We start from the raw sequence: 9,741 nt of genomic DNA on the forward strand, positions 1-9,741 counted from the left end.
GGTGCCGGTGGAGCGGGCCCGGTCCACGGCGATCTTGATGGTGCGGCCATTGGGCTTGGCGTAGTCGACCGGGACGGTGACGTAACCGCACTGGATGGGCTTGTCGAAGCCCCAGTCGGCAGGGCAGTCCTGCCACTTGACGCCCGTCTTCGCCGCCTTGGCGGCCGCGATCTTGACGCCGGCGGCCTCCGCGGCGCCGCCGGGCACCCGCTCGCCGGCGCTGGCCGCCGGGGCGGCCAGGAAACCGGCGACGAGCGCGCCCGTCACCACGGTGCCGGCCGCACCGAATATCGCTGTTGGTCTCACGTGGGAATCCCCCTGCTGGGTACGCCGCGAGTCGAGCGGCGATGATCACATCAGCTGCAGGGCGATCCTCGCGTCTCCACTGCCACAAAGGACAGGCCGGAGGAGGCTTCTTTACTAACCCGTAAGAATGCCGCCACAAAGCGTGGCACACGAGGTGTCCTCCACCCCGGCCGTCTCATGCCGCATCCAGTGCGGCATCCAGGTCGAAGAGCGCCGAATCCAGGACTTTTCGCAGGTTCAGCGCGTCCGGAGCCACCGCACTCACCACCGCGGCCGGTCCGGCGAGCGGCGTGAGGACGGCGTTGCCGCCCAGGGCGCGGGGGGCGACGGGGCGGTCCGCGAAGGCGGGGTCCACGACGAGGAGTTGGCCCACGGCCCGGTGTCCGCCGAGCACCGCGCCGCCGTCCCAGCCGGGCACCCCGGGCCCGTAGCGCAGTTCCTGGTCGAACAGCGGGCGTCCGGCACGCCGGACGGTCAGCCGGGAGACGAGCCGTCCGGGGTCCTCGCCGGTGCGGCCGAGGACCTGTTCCTCGCGGAGGACGAGCCGTGCGGCGGGGGCGAGTTCGACGCGGGTGCGCATGCGCAGGTCGCCGCCCCGCGCGGAGATCAGCGGTTCGGGCAGCCAGCGCAGCGCGGCGCCGGTGCCCACGGTGAGGTCCGTGTCGTAGGTGGCGGGCGCGCCGTCGCGGCCGGGCAGGGCGATGGTGGCGGCCGTGGTGGAGAAGGACAGCGCGGCCCCGTCCTCGGCGGTCGCGCTCAGCGTCAGGCGGTCGCCGCCGAGCGGTGCGCTCATCGCGCCGACGAGCGCCACCCGGGCGACGGGCCCGCGGACGCCGACGCGCCGCAGGGCGAACGGCCCCTCCCCCGTGAGCACGGGCAGGGCGGTGCCGCCGCGGCCGTCCGGCGCGGCGACGATCCGGGCGCGGGCCCGGACACCGGTGGCTCCGCCGTGCTCCGGGGCGGGCGCGGTGACGGTCACGAGGCGGCCCAGGCGGCGAGCCGCTCGGTCACCCAGTCCCGGACGGGGGCCACGCCGTCCTCGGCCGTGAGGGAGGTGAGGGCGACGGGCAGGTCGCCGCGCTGGGCCTTGGCGTCGCGGGCCATTCCCGCCAGGTCCACGCCGACGTACGGGGCGAGATCGGTCTTGTTGATCACCAGCAGATCGGCGGTGGTGACCCCGGGGCCGCCCTTGCGCGGGATGTCGTCGCCCCCGGCGACGTCGATGACGAAGATCTGCGCGTCCACCAGGCCCTTGGAGAAGGTGGCGGTGAGGTTGTCGCCGCCGGATTCGACGAGGACGAGGTCGAGGGGGCCGACGCCGTCCTCCAGGTCCTCCACGGCTTCGAGGTTGGCGGAGATGTCGTCGCGGATCGCCGTGTGCGGGCAGGCTCCGGTCTCGACGGCCGTGATCCGCTCGGGCGGCAGGACCGCGTGCCGCAGCAGGAATTCGGCGTCCTCACGGGTGTAGATGTCGTTGGTGACGACGGCGATGGACAGCTGATCGCGCAGGGCGCGGCACAGGGCGGCGACGGTCGCGGTCTTCCCCGAGCCGACGGGCCCGCCGAGCCCGATCCGCAGGGCGCGCCGGGTGCCGTCGGGGCGCAGGGGCGCGGCGGCGCTGTAGGTGTGGCGGTGGGGGTAGGCGTCGGGGTGGTCGAGGTGCATGGTCCCTCCGGGGGCTCAGGGGTTCAACTACGTGGCGAACAGCCGCACCGGCCACGCCGCATGCTGCTCCGCCGTGATGTCGAGCAGGGGCGCGGCGGGCGCGGGGAGGGCGTCGAGCCCCTCGTCGAGCGCCCGGCCGGCCGCCTCGGCGGCCGTGGCCGCGACGTCGTCCATCTCCGGCGCGAGCCGCGCCAGCACCGCCGTCGCCTCGAACGGATCGAGGCTGAGCAGCCGCACCACCGCCGTGGCCGGCCCGCTCACCGCCTCGTAGGCGGCGGCGTACGCGGCGGCGGGCGGCCGGAGCCCGGCGGCGCGGGTGGTGAGGCCGAGGACGACGGGCTGATGGGCGCCGCGCGGCCGGGCCGTCGCGAGGGCGTCGAGTTCGGGCGACGGCCAGGCCGCCCGCGCGGCACGCATCAGCTGGCGGCCGAGCCGGCGCGCGGCGGCGCGCAGGGCGGGCGAGGGGGTGCGGGCGTCGGCCGCGGCATCGAGGCCCAGTGGATCGATGCCGGTCGCGGCCGCGGCGGCGAGGGCCGCCCCGGTCAGTCCGGCGGTGTGCAGGCGCCCCCGGCAGAATGTCTCCAGGGACGCGCCGTCCGTGATCCGGCCGGCCTTGACGGCCGCCTCGGCGCCACCGGAGTGGGCATGGCCCCCGGCGGGGAAGCGGCCGTCGGCCAGGACGAGGAGCGCGGCGGACAGGGTGCTCATCGGTGCGCCCGTCAGAAGAGGAAGTACCGCTGTGCCATGGGCAGTTCCGCCGCCGGTTGCGGCTCCACCGCCTCCCCGTCCACCGTGACCGTGAAGGTGTCCGGGTCCACCACCACCCGCGGCCGCGCGTCGTTGTTCCGCATGTCGGCCTTCGTCACGTTCCGGGTGCTGCGGATGGGCACGAAGCGTTTGCCCAGCCCGAGCCGCTCGGGGAGGCCGTCGTCGAGGGCCCACTGGCTGACGAAGTTCAGGGAGTTGGCGGCCGGTGCGCGGCCGAGCGCGCCGAACATGGGCCGGGGCAGGACGGGCTGCGGGGTGGGGATGGAGGCGTTCGCGTCACCCATCTGCGCGTAGGCGATCTGGCCGCCCTTGAGCACCAGCTGCGGCCGGACCCCGAAGAAGGCCGGTTCCCACAGCACCAGGTCGGCCAGCTTGCCGGTCTCGACCGAGCCGATCTCATGGTCGAGGCCCTGGGCGACGGCCGGGTTGATGGTGTACTTGGCGACGTAGCGGCGGGCCCGGGCGTTGTCGGCCGGGCCGTCGCCGGGCAGGGGGCCGCGCCGCCGCTTCATGGCGTGGGCGGTCTGCCAGGTGCGCAGGACGACCTCGCCGATGCGGCCCATCGCCTGGGAGTCGGACGAGATGATCGAGATCGCGCCGAGGTCGTGGAGGACGTCCTCGGCGGCGATGGTGCCGGGCCTGATGCGGGACTCGGCGAAGGCGAGGTCCTCGGGGACGGCCGGGTTGAGATGGTGGCAGACCATCAGCATGTCGAGGTGTTCCTCGACGGTGTTCAGGGTGTGCGGCCGGGTCGGATTGGTCGAGCTGGGCAGGACGTTGGCCTCCGAGACGACCGTGATGATGTCCGGCGCGTGGCCGCCGCCCGCGCCCTCGGTGTGATAGGCGTGGATCGAGCGCCCGGCGATCGCCGCGAGGGTATCGCCGACGAAGCCGGCCTCGTTGAGCGTGTCCGTGTGGATGGCCAGTTGCGCTCCGCTCTCCTCGCAGACGGCCAGACAGGCGTCGATGACGGCAGGGGTCGCGCCCCAGTCCTCATGGATCTTGAAGCCGACGGCGCCGGCGCGCAGCTGGGCGCGCATGGCGTCGTAGGAGACGGTGTTGCCCTTGCCCAGCAGCCCGATGTTGACCGGGTACGCCTCCAGGGCATCGAACATGCGGGCGAGGTGCCAGCTGCCGGGGGTGACGGTGGTCGCCTTGCTGCCCTCGGCCGGGCCGGTGCCGCCGCCGACCAGTGTGGTGACGCCGGAGGCGAGGGCCTCGTCGGCGGCCTGGGGGCAGATGAAGTGGACGTGGGCGTCGACGGCCCCGGCCGTGAGGATCCTGCCGTTGCCGGAGATGATCTCGGTCTCGGGCCCGATGACGAGATCGGGGTGGACGCCGTCCATGGTGTCGGGGTTGCCCGCCTTGCCGATGCCGGTGATCCGGCCGTCGCGCACCCCGACGTCGGCCTTCACCACACCCCAGTGGTCGAGCACCACGGCCCCGGTGATGACGGTGTCGGGTGCGCCCTCGGCGCGGGTGACGCGGGACTGGCCCATGGATTCGCGGATCACCTTGCCGCCGCCGAAGACCGCCTCGTCCCCGGCGCGGCCGGGTCCGCCGGAACGGTCCTCCTCGATCTCGACGAGCAGGTCGGTGTCGGCGAGCCGGATGCGGTCGCCCGTGGTGGGGCCATAGAGACCGGCGTAGTCGGCGCGGCCGAGCTCAGGCATCGAGGGCTCCCCCGCACTGCCCGCGCAGCCCCTCGACCACGCGCTTGCCGGCGACGGGCACAAGCTCGACCTCCACCGGGATGCCGGGCTCGAATCGCACGGCGGTGCCGGCCGCGATGTCGAGCCGCTTGCCGTGGGCGGCCGCACGGTCGAACTCGAGCCCGGGGTTGGCCTCGGCGAAGTGGTAGTGCGAGCCGACCTGGACGGGCCGGTCGGCGGCGTTGAGGACGGTCAGCCGGGTGCGGTGCAGGCCCTCGTTGAGCCGGACGGGCCCGTCGGCGTACAGGGTCTCTCCGGGAATCATGCGGTGGTGCCTCCCCGTCAGACGATGGGCTCGTGGACGGTGACGAGCTTGGTCCCGTCCGGGAACGTGGCCTCGACCTGGACGTCGTGGATCATCTCGGGGATGCCCTCCATGACCTCGTCACGGGTGAGCACCTTGCGTCCGGAGTTCATCAGTTCGGCCACGGTACGGCCGTCGCGGGCGCCTTCGAGAATGTGAGCGGTGATCAGGGCCACCGCCTCCGGGTGGTTCAGACGCAGTCCGCGGGCCCTTCGCCGCGCGGCGACATCGGCGGCCACATGGATGAGCAGGCGCTCCTGCTCATGGGGGGACAGGTGCATGCCTCCCAGCTCAACACAGTGTTGACCTGGGGTTTCTCTCGCCGGAGCAAAGCTCGTCCAAAACCTTTGGCCTCTACATCCCATGGAGAGGCCGGATGCCTCCACCCGGCTGAAGGACCGTCACCGCCGGAGCGTGCCGGACGTGCCCGCCGGTCGCGCCCGCATAGGGTCCGGCTGAACGGAGGAGGCGATCCCATGCGTGGCGGAGCAGTACGAGCGGCCGGCGTTCCCGCTCTCGTGGCCCTGTGTCTGGCACTCTGTGCCGCCTGCTCGTCGGACGAGCCGGAGCCCGAGAAGAAGCCGAACACTCCGCACGCCACCGCCCCCCACGCCACCGCTCCGAACGCGACCGGCGGAGTGGCTCCGCCGCCGCCTCCCCCGACCGGGACACGTGAGCATCACGAGCCACAGGTGCCGGGCGGCGGGTCCCCCAGTTAATGGGCGCGACCGGGGAGGGCGGTCGCCTGCCGCCCGGCGAGGAGACGGCCGACCGCGCGTCGCCGGTCTCCCTGGCGAGAGGGCTGGTCGGTCAGGCCTCCGTCATCGCCGGCCTGATGTTCTACCTGGGGGTGGTCTACACGACCGCCTACTACGGGTACTTCCACATCTCCCCGTTCACCCTCGGGTTCGGCTTCTCGGAGTTCGTCCTCGAGAGCCTGACCCTGCTGCGGAACCAGGTGATGGTGACGGCGGTGATCGCCCTCCTGGTGTTCTCCTTCTGGCCGCTGCTGCTCCTCGTCCGGACGCCGGGCGTGCGTCAGCACACCAACGCCGTCAGCCGGTTCCTCGCCGGGGAGACCAGGGTCGCGAAGGCCGCCGGGGTCGTGCTCGCCTCCGCCGGGCTCGTCGTGCTCGTCGGCTGGCGCTGGCTGCGGGCCGTCGGCTGGATCGCTCCCCTGGCCATCGCCGCCGGGCTGCTCCTGTCCAGGAGGCTGGCGGGAAAGGGCCGGGCCGGTGCCCGGCGGGCGGCGATCCCCGTCCTCGCCGCCGCGATCTGCCTCTTCTGGGCCGCCACCCTGTTCATCTCCCACCTCGGCGAGCGGGATGCGGCGGCCCAGGCGAAGGACATCACACGGCTGACCGGCGTGCTGGTCCTGAGCAACAAACGGCTGAGCATTCCGTACGTCCACGAGGAGGACCTGGGGCCCGGCCGGCACTACCGCTACCGCTACACCGACCTGCGGCGCGTGGCCGAGGGCCAGTACGGGTACTACGTGGTGCCACTCACCTGGGACGCCGGCACCGACCCGGTCTACCTGATCTCCAGGAGCAGCGACACCTGGATCGGGCTCACCCCGGGCATGCGCTACCCGGGCGGCTCTCAGCGGCGCTGACCGGAACCCGGATCGCGGTGTTCGGCCGCGATGCCGAAGCGGCGGCGTTCGCCCGGAGCGGACGTGAAGGAGCGCAGCGTCGAGACCGTGCTGATCACCGGCTCCTCGGCGGGCGCCGGCGCGGCGGCCTCGGCCTCCTCCAGTTCTTCGAGTCGTCGCAGGTCAGCGGCGGATACCAGGGCCACGAGCGGTTTCCCGTGGCGCGTGACGACCACCCGCTCGCCGCCGTAGACGACGCGGTTGATCAGTTCCGCCAGCTCGGCTCGCGCTTGCGTCACCGGAATTTCGTAGGCCATGCTCCCCATTCTAACGAGGTGTACGTCCTGTACATTTTTTACAGACTGCTCTCCCATGGCTCCCACGGCTCTGCCATGGCTTCCCCAGAGAGGTACGGCGATGGATCGACTCCCTCCCGCGGCCCGGCACGTCCTGCCGCAGTTCACCGAACGCACCGCCCACGGGTTCCGCACCCTGGACCCGTACGAGAAGCTGTTGTCCGAGCGGATCATCCTGCTCGGGACGCCGATCGACGAGACGGCGGCGAGCGATGTCATCGCGCAGCTGATGCATCTGGAGCACGCGGCGCCCGACCGGCACATCTCGCTCTACATCAACTCGCCCGGCGGCTCCTTCAGCGCCATGTGCGCCGTCTACGACACGATGCGCTACATCGGCTGCGAGATGGAGACCGTCTGCGTGGGCCAGGCTGCGTCGGCCGCCGCCGTGCTGCTGGCCGCCGGCACTCCGGGCCGGCGGATGGTCCTGCCGCACGCGCGGGTGCTCCTGCACCAGCCGGCCATCGCCGAGCCGGTGCGCGGCCAGCCCTCCGACCTGGAGATCCAGGCCCGGGAGCTGGCGCGCGCACACGACGGCCTGGTGGAGATGCTCGCGCTGCACACCGGCCGGGAACCGGGGCGCGTGCGGCAGGACATCGAGCGGGACCTGTTCCTCGATCCGGCGGGGGCGCTGGCGTACGGCCTGGTCGACGCGGTGGTCCCGCACCGCGGGAAGCAGTCCGCGCCCGTCGCGGGGAGGTGAGCGGCGTGCTGCCCGAACTGCCGCCACTGCCCGCCCTGACCCGCGCCGAGGGCGAGCTGGTGGACCGCTATCTGGAAGTACTGGATCTCCTGGGCCGGATCAACCCGGCTCACACGCATGACACGTACCGCGCGCTACGAGCCGCGCAGACGCTCGCGGTCGCGGCCGCCGGGCTGCGCGACGCGCTCACGGTCATGCACGAGCGCGGCGAACGCGAGATGTATCCGGGGACGCTGGCGCGGGCGTTGCGGGTGCTCGACGGCGAACGCCGCGCAGGGCGCGTGATGTTGCCACCGTCCCGCCCCGGCGCATGAAAGGAAACGTTCTTCGATGGCATCTCCGGCAGACGGCGGACGGGCCGGTAGACGTCATGCGGCGGCCACCCTGAGCGAGGCACGCACGCCGCGCTCACGGCGCGATCTCCGCCGCAGGTGACGACCTCAGCCCGGTGAATCCGAGAGGACCAAATCGCCTTTCGTCCACCCGAATTACCCAGAGGTGACGAGGCTCACATAAGGCGGGTTCCGCTCGGCTTCGCCGACGCGGCTGCGCCAAGATCCCTCCCGACGACAAGACCCCGCCACCGCGGCGGGGCGGTCCGGGCGGACGCCGAACCCTGCCGCCGCCGGGGCGACTGGTCGACACAGGTGCATCGGCAGGGATGGAGGACCCAGGCACGGCGGGACGTCCGTACGGCTCGGCTGGTGAACGCGAGCCGCACGGAAGGCCCTTGGGGTGAAGCCGCTTCCCGCGGCCGGGCATTCTTCGCCTGCCCGAACCCGACAGGTCATCCTTCACAGGCGGCTGACGAAGGGTTTGGCATGGGCGCGCACAAACGTCCCTCAAAGCTGTCCAGGGCACGGGCCGCTTCGGCCCTGACACTCGCCGCCGTCAGTGCCACGGTGCTGGTACCCGCCGGCGCGCAGGACGCCGAGGCCGTCACGGTCTCCGGCACGGCCCTGCAGATCGCGGCCTCGAAGGCCGGTTCCCCCTATCAGTGGGGCGCCACCGGCCCCTACCGGTTCGACTGCTCGGGGCTGACGCTCTATTCCTTCAAGCGGGCCGGCAAGCAGCTGCCCCGCACCGCGCAGGGCCAGTACAACCGGACCCTGCACATCCCCAGTTCCTCGCGGGAACGCGGCGACCTCGTCTTCTTCCACCGGGGCGGCGGGGTCTACCACGTCGGGATATACGCGGGGGACAACCGGATCTGGCACGCCCCGAAGACCGGCTCGGTCGTCCGTCTGGAGCGGATCTGGACCAAGAGCGTCTGGTACGGGCGGGTGAGCGACTGAGTCGCGCCGCGGTCCGCCCCCGCCGTGCGCCGCGTCAGGCGGCGGAGGCGGACCACGGCAGGCAGATCCAGACCGTCTTGCCGCCCTCGGCGGTCGGGGTGACGAAGAATCTGCCGCCGCACTCGGCGGCCAGACAGCGCACGATGACCATGCCCCGGCCGCTGTCCTGCTGCACCGCGGCGGGCAGCCGCCTCGGGTAGCGGGGGTGACTGTCCGTGACCCCGATGCACAGCTGTTCGTCCCGCTCCAGGCGGAGGTCGACGGTGAACGTGGGCGACTCGCCGCGGGTGTGCTGCACGGCGTTGGTGGCCAGTTCGGAGATGATCAGTCGCACCGTCTCGGCGGCCTCCGCGCCGTCCGGAAGGCCCCAATCGGCGAGCACGTCCGCCACGTAGCGGCGGGCCGCGGAGACCGAGGCGGGGGCGCTCGGCAGGGTGACGGATGCTTCCTGGTGGTCTGCCATGGCGCTGTCCCTTTCCCGGGCGGCTCGTCGTCACAGCGTGCCACTGAAAACGGCCGGGATGGGAGTGATCCCCCGAGATGTGCATATATCTGTCGCTCGAAGCGGTGAACTCCGCGCCGAGCCCTCGTGGGCGCGGGTCGCGCTGGTCTATTGACTCTGGATGACCGCGACCGGATCCGTCGCGACCGGAGCGCGGGGAGGGAGGCCCGATGCGGTACGGACCCGCGGTGCGCCGCCGCAAGCTCGGCGCGGAACTGCGCCGCCAGCGCGAGTTGTCCGGGATGACGAGCCGCGAGGCGGCGGGTGCGGTCGGCTGGCATCAGTCGAAGGTGAGCCGGATCGAGACCGGCAGCAGCGGGGTGACGTCGGCGGACGTGGCCCGTCTGCTCGACGTCTACCGGGTGTCCGATCCGGAACTGCGCGCTTTGCTGGGGGCGCTGTGCGGTTCCGGGTCGACGGATCCCGGCGGTGCGCAGAGCGGAAAGCACGGTGGGGAGCGGGACGGGTCCCGGCGTGGCTGGTGGTACTCGTACCGCAATCTGCTGCCGCCCGCCTACCTCGACTTCATCAGTCTC

At 72.5% G+C, this 9,741-nt stretch carries 13 protein-coding genes, 1 pseudogene and 1 riboswitch; of the genes and pseudogenes, 5 read left to right on the top strand and 9 right to left on the bottom strand.

The features are described from left to right. From AB0K09_RS23375 to AB0K09_RS23405, 7 genes and pseudogenes are all read right to left on the bottom strand, one after another. A pseudogene (locus AB0K09_RS23375) lies at window positions 1-306 on the bottom strand (alpha/beta hydrolase); the annotation flags it as partial. Between the two features lie 175 nt (window positions 307-481). Continuing rightward, entirely contained in the window at window positions 482-1,285 is an 804-nt protein-coding gene (locus AB0K09_RS23380; RefSeq protein WP_366067328.1) for an urease accessory protein UreD, read from the bottom strand. After that, a complete protein-coding gene (gene ureG, locus AB0K09_RS23385) occupies window positions 1,282-1,971 on the bottom strand; it encodes an urease accessory protein UreG (RefSeq protein WP_366067329.1) in 690 nt (229 codons plus the stop codon). The genes AB0K09_RS23380 and ureG overlap by 4 nt, the downstream gene beginning before the upstream one ends. A gap of 27 nt (window positions 1,972-1,998) precedes the next feature. Continuing rightward, a complete protein-coding gene (locus tag AB0K09_RS23390) occupies window positions 1,999-2,679 on the bottom strand; it encodes an urease accessory UreF family protein (RefSeq protein WP_366067330.1) in 681 nt (226 codons plus the stop codon). An 11-nt stretch (window positions 2,680-2,690) separates the two neighbouring features. Beyond that, on the bottom strand, window positions 2,691-4,412 hold the full coding sequence (locus tag AB0K09_RS23395; protein ID WP_366067331.1) for an urease subunit alpha: 1,722 nt from the start codon (window positions 4,410-4,412) through the stop codon (window positions 2,691-2,693). Then, window positions 4,405-4,716, bottom strand: a complete 312-nt coding sequence (locus tag AB0K09_RS23400; RefSeq protein ID WP_366067332.1) for an urease subunit beta — start codon at window positions 4,714-4,716, stop codon at window positions 4,405-4,407. The genes AB0K09_RS23395 and AB0K09_RS23400 overlap by 8 nt, the downstream gene beginning before the upstream one ends. A gap of 17 nt (window positions 4,717-4,733) precedes the next feature. After that, window positions 4,734-5,036: an urease subunit gamma gene (locus tag AB0K09_RS23405; RefSeq protein ID WP_366067333.1), complete on the bottom strand. Its 303-nt coding sequence runs from the start codon at window positions 5,034-5,036 to the stop codon at window positions 4,734-4,736. 437 nt (window positions 5,037-5,473) lie between these two features. Here AB0K09_RS23405 and AB0K09_RS23410 point away from each other — a divergent pair, with 437 nt between their 5' ends. Beyond that, the gene (locus AB0K09_RS23410; protein WP_366067334.1) at window positions 5,474-6,370 is read left to right on the top strand and encodes a hypothetical protein; all 897 of its coding nucleotides are present in this window, start codon (window positions 5,474-5,476) and stop codon (window positions 6,368-6,370) included. On the opposite strand, the gene AB0K09_RS23415 is transcribed toward AB0K09_RS23410, so the two are convergent. Continuing rightward, window positions 6,358-6,666, bottom strand: coding sequence for a type II toxin-antitoxin system Phd/YefM family antitoxin (locus AB0K09_RS23415; RefSeq protein WP_366067335.1), 309 nt, complete (start codon window positions 6,664-6,666; stop codon window positions 6,358-6,360). The genes AB0K09_RS23410 and AB0K09_RS23415 overlap by 13 nt on opposite strands. A gap of 100 nt (window positions 6,667-6,766) precedes the next feature. Between AB0K09_RS23415 and AB0K09_RS23420 the strand changes: the two genes are divergently transcribed. From AB0K09_RS23420 to AB0K09_RS23430, 3 genes are all read left to right on the top strand, one after another. Beyond that, window positions 6,767-7,408 carry an ATP-dependent Clp protease proteolytic subunit gene (locus AB0K09_RS23420; protein WP_366067336.1) on the top strand — a complete coding sequence of 214 codons (642 nt, stop codon included), beginning with the start codon at window positions 6,767-6,769 and terminating at the stop codon, window positions 7,406-7,408. Between the two features lie 5 nt (window positions 7,409-7,413). Next, entirely contained in the window at window positions 7,414-7,722 is a 309-nt protein-coding gene (locus tag AB0K09_RS23425) for a hypothetical protein (RefSeq protein WP_366067337.1), read from the top strand. Window positions 7,723-8,005: 283 nt separating this feature from the next. Continuing rightward, window positions 8,006-8,226: riboswitch (cyclic di-AMP (ydaO/yuaA leader) on the top strand. A gap of 3 nt (window positions 8,227-8,229) precedes the next feature. Continuing rightward, window positions 8,230-8,703, top strand: a complete 474-nt coding sequence (locus AB0K09_RS23430) for a C40 family peptidase (protein WP_366067338.1) — start codon at window positions 8,230-8,232, stop codon at window positions 8,701-8,703. A 34-nt stretch (window positions 8,704-8,737) separates the two neighbouring features. On the opposite strand, the gene AB0K09_RS23435 is transcribed toward AB0K09_RS23430, so the two are convergent. Beyond that, window positions 8,738-9,166, bottom strand: a complete 429-nt coding sequence (locus AB0K09_RS23435; protein ID WP_366067339.1) for an ATP-binding protein — start codon at window positions 9,164-9,166, stop codon at window positions 8,738-8,740. 209 nt (window positions 9,167-9,375) lie between these two features. Here AB0K09_RS23435 and AB0K09_RS23440 point away from each other — a divergent pair. Continuing rightward, a partial coding sequence (locus AB0K09_RS23440) for a helix-turn-helix transcriptional regulator (RefSeq protein ID WP_366067340.1) occupies window positions 9,376-9,741 on the top strand: 366 nt, incomplete at its 3' end.

This window comes from Streptomyces sp. NPDC049577, assembly GCF_040675635.1.
Classification (GTDB): Bacteria; Actinomycetota; Actinomycetes; order Streptomycetales; family Streptomycetaceae; genus Streptomyces.

Coding starts and splice junctions, on each gene's coding strand:
- ureG (WP_366067329.1), bottom strand. CDS start 1,971: ATGCACCTCGACCACCCCGACGCCTACCCCCACCGCCACACCTACAGC.
- AB0K09_RS23390 (WP_366067330.1), bottom strand. CDS start 2,679: ATGAGCACCCTGTCCGCCGCGCTCCTCGTCCTGGCCGACGGCCGCTTC.
- AB0K09_RS23395 (WP_366067331.1), bottom strand. CDS start 4,412: ATGCCTGAGCTCGGCCGCGCCGACTACGCCGGTCTCTATGGCCCCACC.
- AB0K09_RS23400 (WP_366067332.1), bottom strand. CDS start 4,716: ATGATTCCCGGAGAGACCCTGTACGCCGACGGGCCCGTCCGGCTCAAC.
- AB0K09_RS23405 (WP_366067333.1), bottom strand. CDS start 5,036: ATGCACCTGTCCCCCCATGAGCAGGAGCGCCTGCTCATCCATGTGGCC.
- AB0K09_RS23410 (WP_366067334.1), top strand. CDS start 5,474: ATGGGCGCGACCGGGGAGGGCGGTCGCCTGCCGCCCGGCGAGGAGACG.
- AB0K09_RS23415 (WP_366067335.1), bottom strand. CDS start 6,666: ATGGCCTACGAAATTCCGGTGACGCAAGCGCGAGCCGAGCTGGCGGAA.
- AB0K09_RS23420 (WP_366067336.1), top strand. CDS start 6,767: ATGGATCGACTCCCTCCCGCGGCCCGGCACGTCCTGCCGCAGTTCACC.
- AB0K09_RS23430 (WP_366067338.1), top strand. CDS start 8,230: ATGGGCGCGCACAAACGTCCCTCAAAGCTGTCCAGGGCACGGGCCGCT.
- AB0K09_RS23435 (WP_366067339.1), bottom strand. CDS start 9,166: ATGGCAGACCACCAGGAAGCATCCGTCACCCTGCCGAGCGCCCCCGCC.